Source organism: Sphingomonas fucosidasi (assembly GCF_036663855.1).
Lineage (GTDB): Bacteria > Pseudomonadota > Alphaproteobacteria > Sphingomonadales > Sphingomonadaceae > Sphingomonas > Sphingomonas faeni_B.
In genome coordinates this window covers 103568-126843 of sequence record NZ_JAXOJR010000002.1, presented here as the reverse complement: position 1 = coordinate 126843, position 23276 = coordinate 103568, and the positions used below count along the sequence as shown (strand labels likewise).

The 23276-nt window shown below is 65.7% G+C and carries 18 protein-coding genes; 7 read left to right on the top strand and 11 right to left on the bottom strand.

What is annotated here, in order from left to right:
• Nucleotides 1-33 precede the first annotated feature (33 nt).
• The 4 genes from U1737_RS04040 to U1737_RS04025 form a co-directional block, all read right to left on the bottom strand.
• Nucleotides 34-1548, bottom strand: coding sequence for a tryptophan halogenase family protein (locus tag U1737_RS04040; RefSeq protein ID WP_248521891.1), 1515 nt, complete (start codon nt 1546-1548; stop codon nt 34-36).
• 79 nt (nt 1549-1627) lie between these two features.
• Nucleotides 1628-4624: a TonB-dependent receptor gene (locus tag U1737_RS04035; protein WP_332795723.1), complete on the bottom strand. Its 2997-nt coding sequence runs from the start codon at nt 4622-4624 to the stop codon at nt 1628-1630.
• A gap of 329 nt (nt 4625-4953) precedes the next feature.
• A complete protein-coding gene (locus U1737_RS04030; RefSeq protein WP_248521889.1) occupies nt 4954-5634 on the bottom strand; it encodes a DUF6445 family protein in 681 nt (226 codons plus the stop codon).
• Nucleotides 5635-5729: 95 nt separating this feature from the next.
• On the bottom strand, nt 5730-6566 hold the full coding sequence (locus U1737_RS04025) for a type 1 glutamine amidotransferase (RefSeq protein WP_248521888.1): 837 nt from the start codon (nt 6564-6566) through the stop codon (nt 5730-5732).
• Nucleotides 6567-6721: 155 nt separating this feature from the next.
• Between U1737_RS04025 and U1737_RS04020 the strand changes: the two genes are divergently transcribed.
• The 6 genes from U1737_RS04020 to U1737_RS03995 all read left to right on the top strand — a co-directional run bounded on the left by U1737_RS04020 (nt 6722) and on the right by U1737_RS03995 (nt 12910).
• Nucleotides 6722-9310, top strand: a complete 2589-nt coding sequence (locus U1737_RS04020; protein WP_332795722.1) for a PAS domain-containing protein — start codon at nt 6722-6724, stop codon at nt 9308-9310.
• A gap of 199 nt (nt 9311-9509) precedes the next feature.
• Nucleotides 9510-9875, top strand: a complete 366-nt coding sequence (locus tag U1737_RS04015; RefSeq protein ID WP_332795721.1) for a hypothetical protein — start codon at nt 9510-9512, stop codon at nt 9873-9875.
• A gap of 94 nt (nt 9876-9969) precedes the next feature.
• Entirely contained in the window at nt 9970-11361 is a 1392-nt protein-coding gene (locus tag U1737_RS04010; protein ID WP_248521885.1) for a mechanosensitive ion channel, read from the top strand.
• 40 nt (nt 11362-11401) lie between these two features.
• Complete coding sequence (locus U1737_RS04005; RefSeq protein WP_187504463.1) at nt 11402-11686, top strand: CsbD family protein; 285 nt, start codon at nt 11402-11404, stop codon at nt 11684-11686.
• Between the two features lie 109 nt (nt 11687-11795).
• The gene (aqpZ, locus tag U1737_RS04000) at nt 11796-12644 is read left to right on the top strand and encodes an aquaporin Z (protein WP_332795720.1); all 849 of its coding nucleotides are present in this window, start codon (nt 11796-11798) and stop codon (nt 12642-12644) included.
• Nucleotides 12641-12910: a hypothetical protein gene (locus U1737_RS03995; RefSeq protein ID WP_332795719.1), complete on the top strand. Its 270-nt coding sequence runs from the start codon at nt 12641-12643 to the stop codon at nt 12908-12910. The genes aqpZ and U1737_RS03995 overlap by 4 nt, the downstream gene beginning before the upstream one ends.
• Before the next feature lie 100 nt (nt 12911-13010).
• Here the strand turns inward: U1737_RS03995 and U1737_RS03990 are convergent, their stop codons facing one another.
• The 5 genes from U1737_RS03990 to U1737_RS03970 form a co-directional block, all read right to left on the bottom strand.
• Nucleotides 13011-13505: an Hsp20 family protein gene (locus tag U1737_RS03990; RefSeq protein WP_332795718.1), complete on the bottom strand. Its 495-nt coding sequence runs from the start codon at nt 13503-13505 to the stop codon at nt 13011-13013.
• Nucleotides 13506-13644: 139 nt separating this feature from the next.
• The gene (locus U1737_RS03985) at nt 13645-15018 is read right to left on the bottom strand and encodes an MFS transporter (RefSeq protein WP_332795717.1); all 1374 of its coding nucleotides are present in this window, start codon (nt 15016-15018) and stop codon (nt 13645-13647) included.
• Nucleotides 14996-17080 carry a glycoside hydrolase domain-containing protein gene (locus U1737_RS03980; protein WP_332795716.1) on the bottom strand — a complete coding sequence of 695 codons (2085 nt, stop codon included), beginning with the start codon at nt 17078-17080 and terminating at the stop codon, nt 14996-14998. Before U1737_RS03980 ends, U1737_RS03985 begins: the two co-directional genes overlap by 23 nt.
• Nucleotides 17081-17232: 152 nt before the next feature.
• Nucleotides 17233-18363 (bottom strand): YdcF family protein, encoded by a 1131-nt coding sequence (locus U1737_RS03975; RefSeq protein WP_332796036.1) that lies wholly within the window; start codon nt 18361-18363, stop codon nt 17233-17235.
• Between the two features lie 14 nt (nt 18364-18377).
• Nucleotides 18378-20936: a TonB-dependent receptor gene (locus U1737_RS03970; protein WP_332795715.1), complete on the bottom strand. Its 2559-nt coding sequence runs from the start codon at nt 20934-20936 to the stop codon at nt 18378-18380.
• 113 nt (nt 20937-21049) lie between these two features.
• On the opposite strand from U1737_RS03970, the gene U1737_RS03965 reads away from it, so the two are divergent.
• The gene (locus tag U1737_RS03965) at nt 21050-22168 is read left to right on the top strand and encodes an ROK family transcriptional regulator (RefSeq protein WP_332795714.1); all 1119 of its coding nucleotides are present in this window, start codon (nt 21050-21052) and stop codon (nt 22166-22168) included.
• Here U1737_RS03965 and U1737_RS03960 read toward each other — a convergent pair.
• Nucleotides 22143-22430 (bottom strand): hypothetical protein, encoded by a 288-nt coding sequence (locus U1737_RS03960; protein WP_332795713.1) that lies wholly within the window; start codon nt 22428-22430, stop codon nt 22143-22145. The two genes, U1737_RS03965 and U1737_RS03960, sit on opposite strands and share 26 nt — an antisense overlap.
• A 10-nt stretch (nt 22431-22440) precedes the next feature.
• Complete coding sequence (locus U1737_RS03955; RefSeq protein WP_332795712.1) at nt 22441-23217, bottom strand: SDR family NAD(P)-dependent oxidoreductase; 777 nt, start codon at nt 23215-23217, stop codon at nt 22441-22443.
• Between the last annotated feature and the right edge of the window lie 59 nt (nt 23218-23276).

The following is a 23276-nucleotide window of genomic DNA, read 5'->3' as shown; positions in this document are numbered from 1 at the left end:
GTCTCGATCGTAAAAGGGTGTCGGCGTCGGGGGTCATGCGGTCAGGCCCGCCGCGGCGGCGCAGTGCTGGGCGACGAACGCGGCATGATCCTGCATCTGGCCTGCCTCGCGCGCGTTCAGCTTGTCGATCGTGTCCATGAACTCGGCCAGATCGGCGGTCGATATCGCATCCGCCAGGGGATGATGGCCGCGCGGCACGATGCCTTGCCCGGCGAGCACCTGGAGCCAACCGACCTCGGTGAACAGCTCCTCATGCTCGCGGACGATGTGCCCGCTGCCGCGCCACAATTCGATCTTCGCGGCGAGCGTGTCGGGCACCACCATGTCGCGGCACTGGCGCCAGAACGGCGAGTCGTCGCGTTCCGTCGCTTTGTAATGGAGGATGATGAAGTCGCGGATGCGCTCGTATTCGAAGTCGCTCTGGCGGTTGAATTCGGTGCGATCGGCATCGGCGATAACGCGCCCCGGCAACAGCTTGAGCAACCGCGAGATCGCCGACTGGATCAGGTGGATGCTGGTGGATTCGAGCGGTTCCATGAACCCCGCCGCCAGCCCGAGCGCGACGACGTTGCGGTTCCACATCTGCTTGCGGCGGCCGGTGCGGAACGCGATCGTCCGCGGATCGGCCATCGCCGGGGTGTCTAGTCCGCTGAGCAGCGTCGCGGTCGCCTCGTCCTCGCTCATGTGTGCGCTGGAGAACACCACGCCGTTGCCGGTGCGATGCTGCAACGGGATCCGCCACTGCCAGCCCGCTGCATGGGCAGTTGAGCGTGTGTACGGCGTGAATGCTTCGCTGCGCGCCGATGGCACCGCGATCGCGCGGTCGCACGGCAGCCAATGCGTCCAGTCCTCGTACCCCGTGCCGAGCGCCTCCTCGATCAGCAGCCCGCGAAAGCCGGTGCAGTCGATATACAGGTCGGCGGCGACGGTCGTGCCGCTCTCCAGAACCAGGCCGGAGACGTCCCCGCTCTCACCGTCGCGCGTGACACGGACGATCTTGCCCTCGATCCGGTTGGCGCCGCGGGTCTCGGAATAGCGTCGCAGGTAGCGTGCATAGAGGCCGGCATCGAAATGATACGCGTACGGCATCGACGGCAGCGTCCGCGCGGTACGGGCAGGCCCCCGCTGCATCCGCTCGGCAAGCGCGGCGTGCGTGTTCAGCGAATAGGCGCCGAGATCGCCGGCGAGCCCCAGCGACCGCGCGCGCAGCCAATATTGGTGGAACGGCAACAGGCCGACGTCGCGACCGACATCGCCGAACGCGTGCATGTAACGGTGGCCCGGCTTGAACCAGTCGACGAACTCGATGCCGAGCTTGAACGTGCCGCCGGTCGCGCGGAGGAACGCATCCTCGTCGAGCCCGAGCGCATCGTTGAACAGATGGATCTGCGGGATCGTCGCCTCGCCGACCCCGACCGTGCCGATCGCGTCGGACTCGATCAGGTCGATCTCGTATCCCGTCTCCAGGAACCGCGCGAAGGTGGCGGCGGCCATCCAGCCGGCGGTACCGCCACCGGCAATGACTATGCGCAAGGGGTGGTCGGCCATAGTCTGCGTCCCGTTTTCAAACCGTCAGGTGCCCGTCAGCAGGGCCTCGCGGGGCGGCATCCACCGCCCCGCCCCCCGGTCAGAACTTGTAGGTGATGCCCACATAGTAATCACGACCATAGCGCTGATAGTCGATCACCTGGCGCGGATCGTCGTTCTGGTAGGTGACGAACGGCCGGTCGGTCAGGTTCTTCGCCTGTGCCAGGATCGCGAAGTTGCGAAGCGGGCCGGACTGGAACTCATAGCCGATCTGCGCATCCAGGATCGCTTCCGCCCGGGCGGTGCGATAGGTCGGGTTGGCCGACAGACCTGCGACCTCGGCCAGGAAGCTGGAGCGGTAGCGATAGTTCGCGCGCGCCTGGAAGCCCCATTTCTCGAAGTAGATCGTGCCGCTGCCGGTCCATTTGGACAGGCCGGGCAGGGTGATCGCCTCGGTCGGGTTGCTGCCATACTTGATCGTCGACTGCGTGTAGTTGCCGCTGGCGAACATGCCGAACCCGTCGAGTGCGGACGTGATCGCCTTGAACGGCAGCGACAGGGTTGCTTCGACGCCGAGCACTTCGCCGCGACCGGTGTTGTCGGGCAAGGAGACATTGCCGATCGTCTGACCGGCCGCGATCACCTGCGCCTGCTGCGCCGCGGTCAGGGACGGGAGCAGCGCCGAGAAGTCGTAGGGCAGCGAGTTGTTCGGATCGACGAAGTCGGTCAGGTGCTTGAAGTAGCTCGACAGCGCGACATAGCCGCCGCCGCTGAAATACTTCTCGAACGACAGATCGATGTTGGTCGACTGATACGGCTTCAGATTGACGTTGCCGCCGGTCGAGGTGAACACCGGGAACAGGCCGGCAGGCGTCTGGCCGATGTTGGTCAGGTTGATCGCGACGTCCTGCGTGACGCGCTCCTGGTCCAGGCGCGGACGGATCATCGTCTGCGATGCGCCGACCTTGACGAAGCCCAGCGGGATCAGTTCGACCGACATCGTCGCCGACGGCAGGAAATTGGTGTATTTCACCGACTCCTTCACCGGTGCGATCGTCACCGCGCCACCGACGACGCTGGCGATCTGCCCGGTCGAGCTCTGGTCCGAATGCACGACCTGCGCGCCGATCGAGCCCTTGAGCGGCTTGTCGCCGACCAGGCCGTCGATCGTGACCTTCGCGTAGCCGGTCCACACCTTTTCGAGCACGACATTGTCGCGCACCAGCGCAGACGGCCGGCCATCGAACGCCGACTGCAGCGTGTTGTTATAGAGATAGAGCGGGTCGAGTGTCAGCATCTGCGGGATGCCGAGATAATCGAGCGCGACATTGGTCCCGAGCTGCGCCTCGCTGGGAACGTCGCTGCTGAGCGGCGAGCCGCTCGCCACGGTGCAGCCCACGCCGCCGCCCGGCGGGCACAGGAAATAGGACGTGTAGGCGCTGGTCTTCTTGCGCTGGCTATAGTTGCCGCCGGCTTCCCAGCCCTTGACGACGCTGTTCGAGAATTCGCCGTTGAGGCTCGCGCGCAGCGACTTCAGATCGTCCTTGAAGCTCGGCCGGTTGAGGAAGCCGGTCTGGACGACCTGCTGCGTGCCGTTGTTGCCCCACCCTTGCGGATCGGTCAGCTTGAAGACGTTGGTGTCGGTGTAATCCAGCGTCGGCGAGAAGGTGTAGGTGCCGTTGCCGTTCTGCTTGACCGTGACGGTGTCGGCCGCGCCGCTCTTCGCGAAACCGGTGCCGGTGTTGGTTTCGAGCAGGAAGTCGGTGCGGTCCGCATGGCTCCAGCTCGCGTCGACGTTCAGGTGGATCGTGTCGGTCAGCTTGAGATCGTTGTTCCAGCCGAACGAGTAATTGTCCGCCTTGCGCTGGTTATAATCGTTGCGCTGCACGCCGAAGACGTTGCCGAACGTTGCGTCGGTGACGAAACCGTCGCTGCTCGTCACGCCCGAAACCGTCGTGCCGCCGACCGTACCGGCGCTGGCCAGCTGCCCCGCGAGCGGGAATTCGATGCCGCGCAGGATCTGCGTTTCCTGGAAATGCGAATACAGCGCGTCGAAGGTCGAATGGAAGCTGTCGGACGGCTGCCACTCGATCGTCGCGACGCCGCCGTAGCGCTTCAGTTCGTTCGACTGGACATAGGGCTTGGCGCCGTTGACCAGGAACGGGTCGGCTGCGGTGCCGGTGCCGCTATAGCCCCACGCATTGTAGCGCTCGTTCTGCGACGGCGTCTGCGTCGCGGATACGCCGATCGCGATGCCGAGCGTGTCGTCGGCGAACTTGTCGACATAGGTCGCAGAGGCGCGATAGCCGTAGCGCGTGCCGTCTGGATTGAGCTTGTCGATGCCGTTCATCTGGCCACGCGCGCTGATCGCGACGATCCGGTTGGGCTGGTCGAGCGGACGCAGCATCCGCAGGTCGACCGTGCCGGCGATGCCGGCGGCGATCAGCGAGGCGTCGGCCGACTTGTAGACGTTGACGTTCTTGAAGAATTCAGACGGATACTGGTCGAACTCGACGCCGCGATTGTCACCGGTCGTGACCTGTTCGCGGCCGTTGAGCAGCGTGGTCGAGAAATCGGGGCCGAGGCCGCGGATCGACAGGCGCTGGTCGCGGCCTTCGAGACGCTGTGCGGTCACGCCCGGCAGGCGCGCGAGCGAGTCCGCGATCGACACGTCGGGTAGCTTGCCGACGTCTTCGGCCGAGATCGAGTCGACGATCAGCACCGACTGGCGCTTGATCTTGGCGGAGGATTCGAGGCCGGCGCGGATGCCGGTCACGACGATGTCACCGCCGTCGGACGCGTCGTCCGGCGATGCAACGGCCTGTGCAGCAGCATCTTGTGGTGCGGTGGGAACCGCGTCCGCCGGCTGCGGCGTCGGCTCGGCAGCGGTGGTGACGGCATCGACCTGCGCAGCCGCGGTCGGGTTGGCGTTCGGCGTACCGGGTGTCGCAGTCGAGGGTGCGACCTGCGCGAATGCAGCCTGTCCCGGCAGGATCAGCGCTGCGGCGAGCGCGGCTGCGCTGACCCGGAGCGCGAGGCGCGTGTGCGTCGTCAGTCCGAACGTCGCGTGGCCGCGATACGGTTTGAAATTGCTCATGAAATCCCCTTCGGCGAGACGGATCCCGCGCATCCTCGGCTGTGTTTTTCAGTGTCCTCGACGTCGTGCATGCGCGTCGATTGTCCTGAAGCCGCTGTATCCCCGAGAGGGGCCCGGCAAAAGGAATCAGCATACGTATTCACAGCCGTGTCAGCAGCTTATGCCGCGCTGCACGAACACAGACCTGGGGATGCTCTAGCCGCGCGTCGGCGCGACCACTGCCCTAGCCGCGTGTCGGCGCGACCATTGCCCTAAGCCGCGCGTCGGCGCGATCACTGCCCCAGCCGCGCGTCGGCGCGATCATTGCCCTAAGCCGCGCGTCGGCGCGATCAGTCGTCGAACAGGAACAGGTTGAGCGTCAGCCGTCCCGCCAACGGATCGGCGGTAAGGACCGTTTCGGGCGGCAGATAGGCACAGTGCAGCGTATTGCCCGCATAGACGAGTGCCCGGTTGAAAACGGCGGGCTGTACCGCGATCCGTTCGAAGAGCGGCGTATCGTCGGTAATATAGGCCGCGTCGGGCAGGCCGTGCGCCTGGACTGCGGTATCCAGCGCTTCCGTAAATCGGTCGAACCTCGTCGCATCGACGCTTTCATAGCCCGTCGCGCGCTGCCGATAGAAAGCGGTGCCACCCTGTTCGCCGTGGCCAAGGAACAACAGCACGGCGATGCGCCGCGGCTCGACGCCATCGAAATGCGGCAGGCGCTGGATCGGGGCGAGGTCGGCGGGCGCGGTGGTGACGAGAGAATAATAGGCTTCGGAAATCGCCGGGGCGGAATCGAGCCCGAAATGTTCGGCCAGCAACGGTGCGATCTTCCGTCGCATCGTTTCCGCCAGTCGAGGGGGTACTGCCGCGCGAACGCCGGGATAATGCGGTCCGATCACACCCATGCGAAGGCTCGCGGCATCGTCGCGCAACGCGTCGGGATCCGACCAGAAATCGTCGATAACGATCACCGGCCGCTGTTCGAAGCCTTGGCGATGGAGCGTGATGGTGGATGCGTCGGTCATTTTCCTATCCATGCCGTTGTCAGGACCAGAGGCAAGTTCCCGATACGATTCGCCCCGGGGGGCATCGCGTTCGTCGGGATTGCATGCGGTCGCGGTCAGCGCCCGGCGAGATGATCGAGGAAATTGATAAGCTCGGTTCGGCGCAGCGTCTCTTCGGCGAAGGCATGGTCGACGCCCAAGGCCCATAATAGCGAGCGGCGATCGGGTGCGTCGTGAAGCGCGTCGAGCAACGCCGCCTGCCGTTCGACATCGGCATCGCTCTCGGCAAGTCCCGCGTCGACGATGTCGGACGACTGGCGACGCAACGCGATGGCGATCTCGCCCGGCGCCAGTTCGGGGTGATATTGTACGCCCCAGAAAACCCCGCCGTCATGGCGGATTTCCGCGGCCTGGACGGCAGTGACCGCGTTGCTGGCCAGCAGGGTCGCATCCGCGGGAAGCGTCTCGACCTCGTCGCCGTGGATCGCCGGCGCGTCCCAACTCGCGGCCCGGCCTGCGAGTAAGGGGTGATCGCGGCCTGCCTCGGTCGGCGTGATGCGGCGCGCGATACCGGCCTCGAGCCGTTCGGGCATTCTACGGACGGTGCCGCCGGCCGCGGCAACCGCGATCTGCAACCCGGCACAGGATCCGAACGATGGCGTGCGCGATGCAAAGACCATGCGCATGAAAGCGATCTGGCGGCGAACTTCCGGCGTGTCGTCATAGACATGCATTGGCGATCCGGTGACGAACACCGCATCGAAGGCATGCAGCGCGGCGGCGTCGAACACGTGTGCGCCCTCATCGGCAGGGGCAACGATGGTAATCGCGGCATCGGGTCGGAGCTGCCGCAGCGTCGCGGCATAGGTCTCGCCCGAACTCTTCCCCGCATGTCGGCGCCGCGCCTCGCGCTCGTCTGCCGTCTCGCTTTCGGCCACCAGAAAATTCGGCAACGACCATCCTCTATGAAAAACGTCCTCGGGGTGCTCAACGCGCCGCGTCGCGGTTCGACGGCAGCGGTCGGATAAATCTCGGCGAGCAAGGCTCCATTGCAGCCATCCGGGGCGTCGCCTAGATGTCAGGGACTTAGCGACAATCGAGGCGGGCTTTGACCGATACGACCGACAGCACCGTCCAGGGCGTGCCGAAAATGACGGCGGACGCCGAGCGCATCGCGGCCCAGGTGCTGGGGCAGGATGTCGGGACCGATCCGTTCGTCGCGGCGGTGCGGGCGACCCGGATGCCGATGATCATCACCAATCCGCGCCTTCCGGATAATCCCGTGGTGTTCGCCAACGATGCGTTCTGCCGGCTCAGCGGCTATCTGCGGGAGGAAATTCTCGGGCGTAACTGTCGGTTCCTGCAGGGGCCTGAAACCGATCCGGATGCGGTCGCGAAGATCCGCGATGCGGTGCGCCGCGCCGAATCGATCGAGATCGATATCCGCAATCATCGCAGCAATGGCGAGCTGTTCTGGAACCGGCTGTTGATGGCGCCGGTGTACGATACCGAGGGCGTACTGGCGTATTTCTTCGCCAGCCAGGTCGACGTGACGATCGAGCGCGAGAAGTTGCATGGCCTGGAAGTCAGCAATGCGTCGCTGATGGCGGAACTGACCGATCGCCTGCGGCTCCAAAAGGAGCATGAGCGCGAACTGGCGTTCACGCTCAAGGCAGCACGGTTCGGCACCTGGACGCTCGATGTGGTCAGTCGCCAACTGATCGCGTCGGAAACCTGCAAAGAGATTTTTGGGCGTCCGCTCGATCAACCCTTCACCTATGACGAGCGGTTGCAGGTCATCCATCCGAACGACCGCGAAAAAAGCGCGGCCGAAGTCCGTCGGTGCATCGCCGAGGGCAATGACTACGACGTCATCTATCGTATCCTCCGGCCGGACGGCGAGGTGCGCTGGATCGCATCGCGCGGCCAGCCTTTCTATGATGCCAAGGGCGAGGCGTTGCGGATCGCCGGCGTGTCGACCGATATCACCGAGCATCAACGCAACGAGATCATGCGCGCGGGCCTCGTCGAACTCGGTGACGTCTTCCGCGATATCGATCAGCCGGACGACATTGCGTTTGCTGCGGCACGGATCATCGGCAGCACGCTCGAGGCCAGTCGCGCCGGCTTTGGCGAAATCGACCTCTCGGCCGAGACGGTGACGATCGTCCGCGACTGGAGCGCCCTCACCGTGAAGCCGCTCAAGGGCGTTTTCGCGCTGCGCGGCTATGGCTCGTACATCGACGACCTGAAGCGTGGTGACGAGGTTTGCATCGAGGACGCGCGGACCGATCCGCGGACCGTCACGACGACAATCGCGCTCGAAGCGCTCGACGCGCGGGCGATCATCAACATGCCGGTCATGGAGAATAGCTGCCTCGTGGCGATGCTGTACGTCGGGTCGGCGGCGTCGCGACGCTGGCGACCGGACGAGGTCGTATTCATTCGCGAAGTTGCCGAGCGGACGCGGATCGCCACCGAACGCCGCCGCTCGGAACATGCGTTGAGCACGCTCGCGGCGTCGCTCGAACAGCAGGTCGCAGCGCGGACGAGCGAGCTGCAGACCGCCGAGGACGCCCTGCGTCAGTCGCAGAAGATGGAGGCGGTCGGCCAGTTGACCGGCGGGGTCGCGCACGACTTCAACAACCTGCTGACCGTGATCCGTTCGGCTACCGATCTACTCAAGCGTCCCGATCTCAGCCCCGAACGGCGGGAGCGGTATATCGATGCGATCTCCGATACCGCCGATCGCGCCGCGAAGCTGACGGGTCAGTTGCTCGCCTTCGCGCGCCGTCAGGCGCTGCAGCCCGAGGTGATCGATGTCGGACAAAGCCTGCGGGTTATTTCCGACATGCTCGGCACGCTGACCGGATCGCGAATCGTCATCGCCATCGATATTCCTGAGACGCCCTGTTTTACCAGCGTCGACCCGAGCCAGCTGGATACCGCGCTGGTCAACATGGCGGTCAACGCGCGCGATGCGATGGAGGGGGCGGGGCGGATCGACATCACGGTGCGGTCGGCGACGCGCATTCCCGCCGTTCGCTCGCACCCGGCGGTCGAGGGGCGGTATGTCGCGATCGCGATGGCCGACAGCGGATCGGGGATCGAGCCCGACAAACTGGAGCGCATCTTCGAGCCGTTCTTCACGACCAAAGGCGTTGGGCAGGGCACCGGTCTCGGCCTCAGTCAGGTGTTCGGGTTCGCCAAGCAATCCGGTGGCGACATCACCGTCGAGAGCGAGGTCGGGCGAGGCACGGTGTTCACGCTGTATCTCCCGCAGGTCGACCAAGGCGCGGTGGCCGAACTCGATGCGGTGGGCGAGGGGCTTGCGGATGGCCACGGCACCTGTGTCCTGGTGGTCGAGGACAATAAGGAGGTCGGCATCTTCACCACCCAGTCGCTCGCCGAACTCGGGTACGTGACGGTGTGGGCGGGCGACGCACAGGAGGCATTGGCCGAACTCGCTGCGAACGCGACCCGGTTCGACATCGTCTTTTCCGATGTGGTCATGCCCGGGATGAATGGCATCGAACTGGGAAAAGCGATCCGTGACTGCTACCCGACGCTGCCCGTAGTCCTGACGTCCGGCTACAGCAACGTGCTGGCGCAGGACGGCACGCACGGGTTCGAACTGCTTCACAAGCCGTATTCGGTCGAGCAGCTTTCCCGCATCCTCAGCAAGGCTGTCGGCTGAAATCCAGCACCGGCCGGTCCGCCGCCCGGTGCCGTGTTCGCGCGATCGACCCAGTCCGCGGATGGTATAATTCGCATGGTCCGATAGTGCATCACTACCTAGGATACATCCCGCTGGCTGCTTGTTATGCGTTTGGGAAATATGGGTTTTACGTCCGATCGGACGGAAGCCGCATGGCGCCCGAAGACAGGGGCTTATCATGATTCAGCATCGTAGTTTCGCATGCATCGCAGGGGTTCTCACGGTCGGGATGGGCGCGTTGTCGCTGTCCGCGTGCGTCAACCCGTCGGCAAAGATCGCGACCTCGCTCGAGGGCTATGGCTTCCAGCCGGCGCAGTCGCGGTGCGTCGGCGACCGACTCGAGGCAAACCTGTCGCTCGGGCAGCTCCAGCAACTTGGCCGTGCCGCCAAGGCATCGCGCGAAGGCGACACGACGCCGGGACGCCTGACGGTGAGCGATTTCATCCGCGTTTCCGGCCAGGTCAAGGATCCCAAGGTACCGCTCGAAGTCGGCAAGGCCGCGGCGGCGTGCGGTATTCTGGCTGATCCGGCATCGCCGCTCTGACGTAACAGGATCGGATGCGGCATCGGCGTCCGTTCGGAGGATGCCGCGTATCTTCCGGAACCAGGCCCCGTAGAGGGTTTCTAGGGACACTATCATGCAAGACGTAACCTATGCGGGCGATACGGTCGTATCGAACACCCGCGACTTCGGGGCGCAAGCTTGGAGCTACGTGGAAATCTGGACGCCGCGGATCATCGCCGCGCTGATCATCCTGATGATCGGCTGGGCGATCGCCCGCGCCGTGAAGTGGGGCGTCGCCAAGCTCGTCAACAAGACGCCGCTCGCGATTCACGCCAACGAACCGAACGCCAACCCGCGCAACCCGACCACGATCGGCGCGCAGGTTGGCGATGCCGCCTATTGGGTGGTTCTGCTGATCGCGCTGTTCCTCGCAACGCAGCCGCTGGGGCTTGCCGGCGCGACCGGCCCGCTTGGTGACATGCTTCAGGGGTTCGGCCAGGCGGTCCCGCGGATTATCGGCGCCGCGCTGATCTTCTTCCTGGGCTATGTGCTTGCCAAGGTCGCCAAGAAGGCGGTCGAGGCGGTCATCACGGCCAGCCATGTCGAGCGCTTCTCGACGCATGTCGGGGCGACCAGGCCGAGCGATCCGACCATGCTGCCCCGGACCATCGGTGGCATCGTGTTTGCGCTGATCATCATTCCGGTGTCGATCGCGGCGCTCGACACGCTGAACATCGCGGCGATCTCGCAGCCGGCAACTGCCATGCTGCGCATCATTCTCGATGCCATCCCGCACGTCATCGCCGCAGGCATGATCCTCGCCGTCGCCTATGTCATCGCCAAGTTCGCGTCGCGCCTGTTGACGCAGTTCCTGGCCACGACCGGTTTCGACCGGACGATCGGCTCGATCGGCATCTTCGGCAGCGCAGAGAACCGCCAGCTCGGCACGACCGGTCCCTCGCTCGTGCCGTCCAAGGCCGTGGGCACCGGCGCGTTCGCCGCGATCCTGATCTTCGGCCTGATGGAAGCCTTCCGCCAGCTGAACTTCGCCTATGGCTCGCAGATCATGGCCGAGGTGCTGACGCTGTTCGGGCAGGTCGTGTTCGGTGCGATCATCATCTTCGCATCGGTCGTCATCGCGCGCATCGTAGCCCATGCGGTCGAGCGTAACGGCGACCAGGGCACGCGCGTTGCGGCACCGGTCGTGCGGATCGCGATCATCGTGCTCGGCACGGCGATCGGCCTGCGCTTCATGGGCCTGGCTGACGACATCATCAACCTGGCGTTCGGGTTGCTGCTCGGTGCGATCGCGGTGGCTTTTGCACTGGCTTTCGGGTTGGGCGGTCGCGATGCGGCGGGCAATGCGGTTAAGCGTATGCTTGATGGAGCCAAGGCTGGCGACAACGCCGCCACCAAGCGTTCGCTCGGCGAAGAAACGACGGCAGATTCGATGAACCGTCCGCAATCCGCATCGTTCGAGGATCGTAACGACGCGCGCGACGTTACCGACACGCCTCGTTTCTGATTACCTCTCTTCAAACCATTATCAACCAAGGAGACTATCCATGAACACCGATACCCTCGCAGGCGCAGCAACCGATTTCGGCGGCAAGGCCAAGGAAGCTCTCGGCACCGCGACCGGCGACAAGTCGCTGAAGAGCGAAGGCGTTGCGGATCAGTTGGGCGGCACCGTCCAGAAGACCGTCGGCCAGGCCAAGGACGTTGTCGAAGACAACATCCGTCCGCTCGTCGACTATGTGCGCCAGTTCTCGAAGGAGCGTCCCTTCACTGCAGCAGCGGTTGCCGGCGTCCTCGGCATCGCGCTGATCAACACGCTCCGCGGCAAGTAAGCCGTACGGGCTGAGCCCAAAAAAGGCGGCGGACGGCCAAGGCCTCCGCCGCCCCCAATTTCGAGGATCAGAGACGCACGTCGAGGCGTCCTGTACGAGGCACACGAGGATGACCGAAACGCCACAGTTTCGCCCCGCTGCCGGAGCAGCGCGGCGCCCCCGTCCGATCGCGACCGCGCGCCGTCTGGCCGCCGAGACGATCGGGACTTTCTGGCTGGTCCTTGGCGGTTGCGGCGCCGCCGTGCTGGCAGCCGGCACTGATGTTCCCGGTTCGATCGGTCTGGTCGGCGTTTCGCTCGCCTTCGGCCTGACCGTCTTCACGATGGCGTTTGCCGTCGGCTTTATCTCCGGCGGGCATTTCAACCCCGCGGTTAGCCTGGGCCTGACGATCGCCGGGCGGTTTCCCGCGCGCGATCTGCCCGGCTATGTCCTCGCGCAACTCGTAGGCGGAATCCTTGCCAGCGCGGCGCTTGCGGCACTCGCCTCCGGTACGGCCGGGTTCGATCTGGTCGCTAGTGGGTTCGCGGCCAATGGTTATGGCGCGCATTCGCCGGGCGGTTACAGCGCCGCTACTGCGTTTCTCGCTGAGGCGATCCTGACCGCGGGCTTCCTGACCGTTATTCTCGGCGCCACCGATGAGCGCTCTCCCGCAGCGTTCGCGCCGCTCTCGATCGGCCTCGCGCTGACGCTCATCCACCTGATCTCGATCCCGATCGACAATACGTCGGTCAATCCCGCGCGCAGCACCGGCCCCGCCCTGTTCGTCGGCGGCTGGGCGCTGTCGCAGCTCTGGCTGTTCTGGCTCGCACCGCTGACCGGCGCTGCCGTCGCCGGGTTGCTCGGCCGCTGGCTGTTTGCGCATACCGACGAAGATCAGTCGCCCGGCCCGATCGGCGATACCCCGGTCGAGATGCTGGTTGGCGACGACCGCACCTTCGCGGAAGGAGGCCGCGCATGATGGAGCACGGCGATCACAGCGATTACGATGCGGAGTTCGACGAGACCCATCACGAGTCCCGTTCCGAGGAGGAATGGGAGGGCCTGTGGAATACCGAGGAGCGCAACCGCGATACGCTCCGCAAGATCGAACTCGGGCTGGTCGTCGTCGCGACCGCCGCCGCACTGGTGGTCCTGCGCGGCGGCTGGTTGCGGCTGTCTTCGCGGCCGAACCACGTCGTTCCGTCTGCCGCCGATATCTACGTCAAGCCGCCACCGCCACGGTGAAACCGCATACGGCTCGCCGACTGCGGGCCGTATCGAAGGCAAAAAAAGGGCGGTTGCCAGCGTCGTAGCCGGCAACCGCCCTTCGATTGTTCAGGACCGATCAGGCGGCGTTGCGGTCCGCCTGATGATCCTCGATCCGGACCTCGGTATCGTGCGCGCGGTCGTTCGCCGCCGCACCCGTGATCTCGATCCGGCGCGGTTTCATCGCCTCGGGTATTTCGCGCTTCAGGGCGATCCGCAACAGTCCGTTGTCGAAGCTCGCGGTCTGCACCTGGACGAAATCAGCGAGCTGGAACCGTCGCTCGAACGCGCGCGTCGCAATGCCGCGGTGGACGAAGCGGCCTTCGTCGCGATCGTCCGGCTTGCGCCCGCTGACCGTCAACTGGTTGTTCTGCGCGACGATCTCGATGTCGTCGGGGCGGAACCCGGCCACCGCGAGCGTGATCTGATAGCTGTCCTCGCTCTCGCGTTCGATATCGAACGGCGGATAGCCATCGACCGTCTCGGTCCGCGCGGTCGCCTCCAACAGGTCGAACAACCGGTCGAAGCCGACGGTGGACCGACGATAGGGCGTAAAATCGAAGTTCGTCCTCATATCCAAATCCTCCTCATGAGCAATCTGAGCACGAGGAGCACCGGGAGAGCCGGTGCCCTCAGTCACCGGACCGATCAACGCGTCCGGCGAGAGCAAAATAATTCGGCCGATTACCGCATCAAGACCGGGTCGAAATTTTTCATGGGGCATTCCCGGGCGATCGTGGACACGACGATCGAGGAAACCATGACGAGCGTGCGGTAAACCCGTCCGACGAATGTCGGCGCCTTAAACATACCAGCAACGCTAGACATGATAGCGCGCCGCCTAATGGCACGGACCATGCCAGCGTCATCAACTGATCGCCTTGGTTTGGTGTCAGCCGTGCCGTGGCGTTCCATCCGGTCAGCGATAGACCATGGCCGAGCAGCGCACCGCTGAGACCGCCGCCCGTTTTCAGCGTCAACAGCAGCAATGCGACCGGAAGCCCTTCGAACCGCGTGCCGGTATCGCGTTCCCCGTGATCGATCGCGTTGGCGAGCGCCGCCCAGAGCATCATCTGCAACCCCGCATTCCCGACGCCGAACACTGCGATGCCGGCGATCATCGCCGCGGATCCGGTCGCAAAAAGCGTCAGGCCGGCTGCGGTGGTGGCCAGCGCGAGACCAAGCACGTGGCCTTGCTCGAAACGCCGGGCCACCCACATCCAGCCGGGCAGCGCGACGAGTTGCGAGAGCGCCAGCATAGTCAGCGCCTTGCCGGTCCAGCCCGGATCGTGAAATATCCCCTTGCCGATATAGGCGAAGGAGCGTGCGAAGAACGGTAGCGTCAGTGCCTGAACGAAGCCGAGCGCCAGCAATAGCAGCAACGGCCGGTTGCCGAGAACCCAGGCGAGCGGCGCGCGCGGGGCCGAGGCGGCAGGTGCGACCACCGATCGCGGTGCGGCAGCAGCCGACAGCCACAGGGTCGCGACATAGGCGAGGGCCGCACCGCCGGTGACGGCGAGCAGGCCATAACCACCGCGGTCGGCCGCCGGATCGACGAATGCGCGCGCGAAATGTGCGACGGTCAGCGCACTGAGGCAGCTGAACATATAACGCAAGCCGGACAGCGTCGTCGCGGCGCCCGGCGCCCGCGTCATCCGCATCATCAACGCGTTGTGCGCGACGTCGCACACCGAATAGGCGGTGCGGAACAGCAGTACCATCACGGTCGCCCATGCGAGGATCGCCGGTCCGCGCCAGCCGGGATCGAGGAAGAACAGCGTGAAGAACACCCCCACGAGGGGCGCACCGACGAACAGCAGTCGCCGGTACAGCCCGAGCCGGTCCGCGGACCGATCGACCAGCCGGCCGAGCAGCGGATCGCAGAGGCCGTCCCACACCAGCCCGATCATCACCACGAGCCCGGCAGCCGCTGGCGACACGCCCCAGCGTTCGGTCAGGACGAACAGCAGGAAGACATCCATCGTCGACGCGAGGACGTTCTTGCCAAAATTGCCGCTCGCATAGCCGATCATCCGGGCCCGCTGGACCGGGGGATCGAAGACGTCAGCGGGGGCGGCTTGCTCCATCGTTCACCGTCTTAGCGGCGGCGTCTTGCAGTTGCGGGACAATTCTTACCGTCGTGATCGTCAGCGTGCCGCCGCGGAGCAGGTCCGCGTGCTGGACGCGGAAGTTCGGGAGGGGGCGTCCGTTGAGGCTGGCCTGCGTGATCCGGCCGTCCTCGGGCCCCGAGCGCCGGATCGTCAGCCGGTGGCCATTGCCGAGATCGATGTCGGAGCGCGAGAACGCCGGGGTCGTCACGACGTACCACGGTTCGCCGGGTACCAGCGGATATAGGCCGAGCGTCGCGAACACGTACCACGCGGTCATCCCGCCGGCATCGTCGTCCATCCCGTCGGCGAACCCCTGAGGCGACAGCGCGAAGCTGTGGCCGACGAACGGCACCGGCAGCTTGCCGCTGTTGGTATAGGGATGCGCGATCGGCTTGGTCAGGATCGTCCGGATCAGATCGGCGGTCGGCTGCGGCTGGCCCAGCGCGGCGAACATCCAGGGCACATGGATGTCGGGCTCGTTGGTCATGTTGAACAGGCCGGCATCGAAGAAATGATGCAGTTCGCCGAGCAGTCGATCGCGCCCGACCGTTTGCGTCATCCAAGGCAGGTCGAAGATCGGCGCCCAGCGATATTGCCACAAGGTGCCCTGGTACAGCCCGCGTGCTTTGACCACGTCGCCGTCCGCGCCGGGCGTCTGGAACACCGATCGCCACATCGGGCGGTAGCTTTGCGCCTTGGCAGTGAAAGTCTTCGCGAGGTCGGTGCGGCCGAGATCGCGTGCGAGTTCGGCGGTCGCCCAATCGTCATAGGCGGCCTCGATCTGCTCGTCGGGCGTGCCGCGCTTGAGCGTGTCGCTGTCCGCCGCCATTCCGGCCAGCGCGGCGGCCGCGTCGAACGCGATGCCCTTGCGGTGCATGTCGAGCAGCGCGATCCCGGCATGCTCGGTGCGGACCGTCAGGAAGGGTTCGTGGGGAGTCGACCATTGCGCTTTACCGTTCGCATAGAGCGCGACCAGCGACTGCGCGATATCGGCGCTGCGCTCGGGCTGGAGCAGCGCGAGCAGCGGCATCTGGGTGCGGTAATTGTCCCATAGCGACCAGTTGGCGTAGCGCGTCCGGCCCTTGGGCGAGGTCTGCACCGCGCCGTCATTGTCGCGGTGGCGCCCGTCGGGATCGTCGATCGCGACCGGGGTTTCCATGACGCGGTAGAGCGAGGTGTAGAACAGCGCACGCTGGTCTCGCGAGCCGCTCGGCACCACGCGGCCGAGGACGCGGTTCCAGACGGCGCGTGTTTCGGTCGCGACGGCGGCGAGGGACTTGTTGCCGACTTCCGTGTCGCGGACCGATGCTGCGCCGCGTCCGTCGACGGTCGAGAGCCCGGTGCGGACCTCGATCGTGTCGCCCGCTTTGCCGGCGATGCGGAGCGTGGCCAGATCGTTCGGGCCGGCGGTCAGCGTCTGGTGGATCCGCCGTCCGTTGACGAGGATGCGGCTGGCGCTGTGGAGATGATAGGCGCCCTGATCGCAGACCGTGCCCGCGACGAGGTCGGCGCGGAGGTCGTCACTGGCGAGGCTGCCCCAGCTGGCGGCCAGACGTTTCGAATAGCTGTGGCGCGGGTCGATCCGCAGGTCGACCGTGCCGGCGCGGGGCAGGGTGAAGCGCAGCACGCCCGCCCCCCGTGTCGTTGCCATTTCGGCCAGGATGCCGCCGGCGTAGCGGACGCGGTAGGTGCCGGGATGCGCGGCTTCGCTGGATTTGTCGATCAGTGCCGGGCCGGTCTGGCCAGCATAGCGCAGCGAGATCATCAGGTCGCCGCCTGCGCCGCCGCAGCCGACTCCGACGCCGCGGGTGTGCGAGAAGCCGAGCAATGTGGTCGCGGCATGGTCGTAGCCGGCGTGGTTGGCGGGGCTGGTGTCGGGGCCGAGCTGCATCATGCCGAACGGTGCGACTGCGGCGGGGGAGAGTTGGCCGAAATCGGCGAGGGTGCCGACGAAGGGGTCGACCAGGTCGGCGGGGGTTTCTTGCGCGGTGAGGGCGGCGGGGGTCGCGAACAGGACGAGAAGCAGCGGATATTTCAACCACCCCGGCGAAGGCCGGGGCACAATTGGAAAGGTCGACGTGACGGAGCGCGATCCCCGGTTATGGCCGTCCCCCAATTGGGCCCCGGCCTTCGCCGGGGTGGAGGCAGGGGTGTTTGTCGTGCTGGACAATGCGTGCCTGAAATAATCGTTCATGGATCGAGAGGATCGCGCGGATCGTGGCGCAGGGATAGCCGCGACGGCTGAAATTCGAGATCGTACACTGACAGCCGCCGCCCGACCGCGCCCGGCAGATACCCCAGTTCCGTGCGGTTGCGGTCGGTGAAGGTCGGGCTCTCGATGTATTTGCTCTGCTCGGCGTCGGTGACGATCAGCGTCGGACGATCGAGCGGGATACCGAGCGCCACCATCCGCCGCGTCGCGTTGCGCAGGTTGGTGGTCGTGTGCCGGGCATAGGGCTCGAGGATGACGCGGTCGGCGGGGATGCCGTAGCGCTCGACCAGTGCGCGGCGGATCTCGACGGCTTCGACGAACCGCGTGCCGCGCGGATGCACCGCGCTGCCCGAGACGAGGATGAACGGTGCAAGACCCTGGCGATAGCGTTGCGCGGCGAGCAGCGCGTGGAGCTTGCTGCGTGGGCTGAGTTCAGTACCCGTATCTTCAGGACCGACGCCGGGCACGATCAGCAGCGAATAGCGGAAGGCCTTCCAGTCGGTCCGCGCGGCAAGCGTGCGTGCGCCTGCATTCTCGCGCTGGTCGAGCGGTTCGAACCGCATAGCCGCTGTCGCATCGTTGGCATCGAGCAACGCCACGGCCAACCGCACGCTGGCCGCGATCGTCGCGGGCGGCGCATCCGACGCGGCGCGCGCGGTATCGATCGCGACCTTCACGCTGTCGGCGAAGAAGGGCGTGTCGGTGGCTAAGATCGGTCCGTCGATCTTCGGGTAGCGTCCGGGCAAGCCGAGGCCGTAAACCCGGAGCACGACGTTCAGTGCCTCGAGTTCCTGATCGATGCCGGCCGCAACTGGCAGGTCGGCATTCGACTTCGGCCGCGCGCCATTCTTGGACAGACTGGCGACGACCATCGCTCGGTCCTGATCGGTCCAGATCGTCGCCTCGATCACGCAGGCGGGTACGTCACCGCACGCGGCAATCCGTCGCGCCCGCGTATCGAACGTCGCTGTCGGCAACCGCCCCAGCGCGCCGAGCATCGGAAACAGCCGCTCCGACAGCGTGTCGACGACCGTGTCGCTGACCGTCACCGGTGCAGGCGTCTCCGCCCACACCGGTGCAGCCGCCGTCATCGCCAGCGCCGCAAGCATCAAACGCAAGCCCGTCACCAGGACTTGCTGACCACGAGGCGGACGTTGCGACCGAAGTTCGGTCGGCCGTAGATCGCGTCGGCCGTGCCCTGGCCGCTCAACTGGTCGGTGCGGGTATTGCCTTCGGTCAGGCCCTTGGCATTGAACAGATTGTCGCCGACGACCTGCATCTGCCACGTGTCGTGCGTCAGCGTGATCCCCGCGCCGACCGTCTGGTAGGCGGGCAGCGCGGTGTTGTTGAAGAAGTCGACATAGCGTTTGCCAGTATATTCGTAGCGGCCGTAGATCTGCACGGCACTGCCCGCGACGTCGAAGTCGACCGAGGGACGGATGTTGCCGTAGACCTTCGGTTCGCGGACGAGCTGGTTGCCCTCGACATCGCCGGCGCTCGCGCCATTGGCGTTGACGAGGCTCTTATACTGCGGATCGCTGATCGTCAGCGCGCCGGTCACCGCGAAGCCGTATGGTAGCGCGAGGTTGCCGTCGATCTCGATGCCCTTGATCTCCGCCTTGCCGACGAACGGCACCGACTGGTCGTTGCGGCCGGTTACGGGATCGAGCGCGACGAACGATGCGTTGAGCGGATTATAGCGCGTATAGAAGCCGATCAGGTACAAATACGACCGGCCGAATGCGGCCTTCAGCCCGACCTCGTACTGGTTCGCCTTCGACGTGATGATCGTCGGGTTGATCTGGTACGTCACCTGCGTCGAGGGCGGCGTTTCGAGATGCGAGGCGCGGGCATAGGCGCCGAGATGCTGCGTGACGTCGTAGTTGATCCCGCCGGTCCAGTTGGTGATGTTCGGGCTCAGCTTCGAATTGATGATCTGGCCGGTGAACGCACGGACGCCGTCGTCGGCCAGCGTGGTCGGATCGCCGAGGTTGGCGGAGGTCGTCGCGAACGCATAGCCGTTGAAGCTGTACCGTTCGTGACGGACGCCGCCGTCCAGGGTCAGGCCCTTGGTCAGTTCCCAAGTGTCGTTGGCGTAGAGCGCGTACATCTTCGCGTCGGTGTTGCCGCGGTTGAGCGTGGTCGTATAGCGCAGCACGCCGTTGTCGGTGATCGAACCGACCGCCTGGCCCGCGGCGTTGTACGCGATCAGATCGAGCGTCCGCGGCTTGCCCTTCACCTCGAGCAGATAGTCCTGATACGCGACCTCGTTGGTCTCGCCGTACAGGCTGCCATACACGCCGACGCGGAGATCGTGCGTGCCGAAGCCGGTTGCGATCGAGCGCGTGACGCTGAGGTCGCCCTGCGTCGAATAATATTTCGAGACGACGTCGCGGAACTGCGCGGGGACGACGAGGCCGGAGGCGGCGTTGGGGTCGTAGACTTCGGCGCCGTTGGTGCCTGCGATCGCATAGCCGAGCCGGGTGACGCCCGCGCCGAACGCGGTCCGTGCCGCGCCGAGGTTGCTGGCGGCATAGGCGTTGGCGTCCGACGGGTTGCTGGTCGAATACAGCGCGTTGAAATGGAGCTTGCCGACGCTGACGCCGCCCTTCGCAGCGACCTTCCAGCCGTCGTAATCCGCGTCGTACTGCACGCCGACGTTGCCGAACTGCGTGTGGCGACCATTGCCGAGATCGGCGTCGACGTTGCGCGTCGTGCCGTCGGCCTCGCGGAAACGGATGTTCGCGTTGCGCAGCGCAGGCGAGTTCATCGTGCCGCTGAAGAAATCGATATACTGGTTGAGCGATTTGCTCGGATCGCGCGGGTCGGCGGTCGGGATCGGCAAATAGAACACGTTGTGGTCGTTCAGGTAATTCCCCGACACGCGCAGCGATCCGTTGCTGAAGTCATGCTTGATGTTGGCGCGGACCTGGCCACCGCGATCGTTCGGAAAGCCGTTGTCGCGGTAGCCGTCGTGGCGGCGCAGGAACCCGCCGATCGCGTAATAGGTCGACTCGTCGATCGGACCCGCCTGGTACGCGTCGAGCCGGTATAGCCCGGTATCGCCGAGCGTGACCTGTGCCTTGCCGCGCGTCGTGTCGGTCCCCGACACGGTGATGTTGTTGACGATCGCCGCGGCATAGCTCGCATAAACCGGGGCAGGGCCGCCGCGCACGACCTCGACGCGCTGCGTCATCAGGTCGAACCGGTTGATGCTGTCGCCGCGGAAGAAATTGCCGTCATTCTCGTGGAACATCGGCAGTCCGTCCTGCTGGAAGGTGACGAGGCCACCGTCGCTCGGCAGGCCGCGCAGGCGGATGATGTTCTGGACCTCGCCGCCGGTGTTCTCGACCGCGAAGCCGGGCAGCTTGCCGAGGAGGTCGGCGAAGTTGATCGGTGCGAGCTTCTGGATGTCGGCGTTGCTGAGCGAGTTGACCGCGTAGGATACGTCGAAGCGGCGTTGCTGGCGGGCCGAACCGGTAACGATGATGTCGCCGCCGCCGGCGTCAGGCGCCGCGGCGTCGGGTGCGGATGCGTCCGGGACCGCTTCGGCCGGGACCGTATCGGCCGGGGGCGTGGCGGCAGGCGGCGTGGTGGGGGCGGTCTGGGCCCAGGCCGGCGACTGCGCGGCGATGCTCAACGCGAGAATGGCGCAACCCGTGCGCAAGCCAAATTTGGTCATCTGTTCGTCCCCAGCCCTGTTCGATGCCACGCCGCTGGACGTGGAATATGACGATTTTAATTAATTTCACGAAATAAACTAATCGACTATCGGGATCGGCGAGGGAGCGGGCGATGGCCTATGCTAAGCTGAGACTGGACGACGACGAGCGGCGGATCATGCAGGTCCTGCGCTCGGTCGGTGGGCGATCGCGCAAGCAACTCGCGGGCGATCTCGCAATGAGCGCGTCGAAGCTGACGCGGCTGTCGAGCAACCTGCTCGCGCACGGACTGATCGAGGAATGTCCGAGTTCGGAGCCGGTGACGCCCGGTCGGCCCGCCGTGCCGCTGCGGATATCGCCCGATGCCGGCTATGCGGTCGGTGCGATGCTCCACCGCGGGCTGATGGAGGTGGCGCTGGTCGATTACGCGGGCGGGGTGATCGCGCACAGCTCGCAGCCGTTCGACGATCCGGATCCACGCGTCTTCGCCGCGCGCGTCACGGAATCGATGCACGCCATGGCGATCGAGAACCGGCTGCTCGGACGGCGACTGCTGGGGGTCGGGATCGGCGTTCCGGGCTCGTCGCTATCGCCCGAGGGGAACCGGCGCTGGACGGTCGACAGTCTCGGTGCATGGCGCGGGATCGACCTGAAGACGCTGTTCGAGGAGCATATCGGCCACCGGATCTGGATCGAGAACGATGCCAACACCGCGGCGCTGGCGGAATATTACGTCGGTGGTCTGATGCGGCGCTGCTCGACCGCGGTGGTGATCCTGCTCGGCCACGGGATCGGCGCGGGGATCATCGTCGAGGGCCGGATCCTGCGCGGCGCGATGGCGAGCGCGGGGGAGATCGGCTGCCTCTATCCCAACGACCGGCCACGCCCCTCGACGCTCGACCTGTTGATCACGCTGCGTGCGGCGGGTTGCGAGATCCACTCGCTGGTCGATTTCGAGGCGGTGGTCGCGGGGTGCGAGGACGTCGTCGACGCCTGGGTCCGCCGCGCCGCCAGTCAGATCGCACCGATCATAAACTGGGGGCTTGCGTGGATCGATCCGGGCGAGTTCGTGATCTCAAGCCCACTGCCGAACCGCATCCTGCGCGCGCTGGTTGAGCATATCGACTTCGGCGCGATGCACATCGGCGATCATGTCAGCGGCGTGCCGATCATCTCGGTGTCCACGCTGGAGGGGGCCGCCGCGACGATCGGTGCGGCACTCCTGCCTATCCACGCGACGGCGGTGGCGTGAGCCGCACCGGATCGGGCGTGTAGCCGAGTATGAAGGCGGTCACCGTCTCGGCGGGCATCTCGCAGGGGCGTAGCACGGGCCGGTCCGCCAACCTGTAAAGGTTGAAACTGATCCGTGCCTTGCCGCCCAGTTCTTCGCCCCAGACCCAGCACCGCCGACGATCCGCCGAAAGATCGACCGTGACGCCCCAGCGACGGCCAGCGAACAGACCCTCGCTATAGCCGGTCGGCAACCGGTCGAGCGCAGCGAGAAACGGATCCACCGGTGCCGTATCAGAGCGTGTCGATCACGCCGCCATCGACGCGCATCGCCGCCCCGGTGGTGGCGGAGGCAAGCGGCGAGGCCAGATAGACGACCATGTTCGCCACCTCCTCGACCGTGGCGGCACGGCGGATGATCGAGCTTGGTCGATGCGTCTGCACGAACGTAGCGGCGACCTCGTCGATCGGCTTGCCGGTCTTGACGCGTTCGTCCTCGAGCATCGCCTCGACGCCTTCGGACAAGGTCGGGCCGGGCAGCACCGAATTCACCGTCACGCCGGTGCCCGCCATCCGCTTGGCGAGGCCCCGTGCGAGCGCGACGTCGGCGGTCTTACTGACGCCGTAGTGGATCATCTCGACGGGAATGTTGAAGGCGGATTCGGACGACAGCAACACGAGGCGTCCCCAGCCGTTCGTCGCCATGCCGGGCAGGTAGGCACGCGCCAATCGAACGCCGGCCATCACGTTGACCTGCCAGTGCCGGTCCCAGGTCGCGTCGTCGACGTCGAAAAAGTCGGCGGGTTGGAAGATGCCGAGATTGCTGACGACGATATCGGCGTGCGGCACCGCGGCGACGAGCACGTCGTGACCGTCGGCGTTGCCGAGGTCTGCGGCCACCCCGCGCGCATTGCCGCCGATCTTCTCGACCGCCATGTCGACCTTTGCCTGCGTACGGCCATTGACGATGACGGTCGCGCCCGTCCGAGCGAGTCCTTGCGCGATGCCGAAGCCGATGCCTTCGGTAGAGCCGGTGACGAGCGCGGTCTTGCCGGTAAGATCGATGAGCATGACGGTGTCCTGTGGTCTGTGCGGGGGTGGTGCTCCAATCCTCGAACGCGACGAAAGTG

Excerpts from the sequence above, each read along its gene's own strand:
- U1737_RS04040 (WP_248521891.1), bottom strand. The coding sequence starts at position 1,548 with ATGGCCGACCACCCCTTGCGCATAGTCATTGCCGGTGGCGGTACCGCC.
- U1737_RS04035 (WP_332795723.1), bottom strand. The coding sequence starts at position 4,624 with ATGAGCAATTTCAAACCGTATCGCGGCCACGCGACGTTCGGACTGACG.
- U1737_RS04015 (WP_332795721.1), top strand. The coding sequence starts at position 9,510 with ATGATTCAGCATCGTAGTTTCGCATGCATCGCAGGGGTTCTCACGGTC.
- U1737_RS03970 (WP_332795715.1), bottom strand. The coding sequence starts at position 20,936 with ATGACCAAATTTGGCTTGCGCACGGGTTGCGCCATTCTCGCGTTGAGC.
- U1737_RS04030 (WP_248521889.1), bottom strand. The coding sequence starts at position 5,634 with ATGACCGACGCATCCACCATCACGCTCCATCGCCAAGGCTTCGAACAG.
- U1737_RS04005 (WP_187504463.1), top strand. The coding sequence starts at position 11,402 with ATGAACACCGATACCCTCGCAGGCGCAGCAACCGATTTCGGCGGCAAG.
- U1737_RS04010 (WP_248521885.1), top strand. The coding sequence starts at position 9,970 with ATGCAAGACGTAACCTATGCGGGCGATACGGTCGTATCGAACACCCGC.
- U1737_RS03985 (WP_332795717.1), bottom strand. The coding sequence starts at position 15,018 with ATGGAGCAAGCCGCCCCCGCTGACGTCTTCGATCCCCCGGTCCAGCGG.
- U1737_RS03955 (WP_332795712.1), bottom strand. The coding sequence starts at position 23,217 with ATGCTCATCGATCTTACCGGCAAGACCGCGCTCGTCACCGGCTCTACC.
- U1737_RS03990 (WP_332795718.1), bottom strand. The coding sequence starts at position 13,505 with ATGAGGACGAACTTCGATTTTACGCCCTATCGTCGGTCCACCGTCGGC.
- U1737_RS03975 (WP_332796036.1), bottom strand. The coding sequence starts at position 18,363 with ATGCTTGCGGCGCTGGCGATGACGGCGGCTGCACCGGTGTGGGCGGAG.
- U1737_RS03995 (WP_332795719.1), top strand. The coding sequence starts at position 12,641 with ATGATGGAGCACGGCGATCACAGCGATTACGATGCGGAGTTCGACGAG.
- aqpZ (WP_332795720.1), top strand. The coding sequence starts at position 11,796 with ATGACCGAAACGCCACAGTTTCGCCCCGCTGCCGGAGCAGCGCGGCGC.
- U1737_RS03965 (WP_332795714.1), top strand. The coding sequence starts at position 21,050 with ATGGCCTATGCTAAGCTGAGACTGGACGACGACGAGCGGCGGATCATG.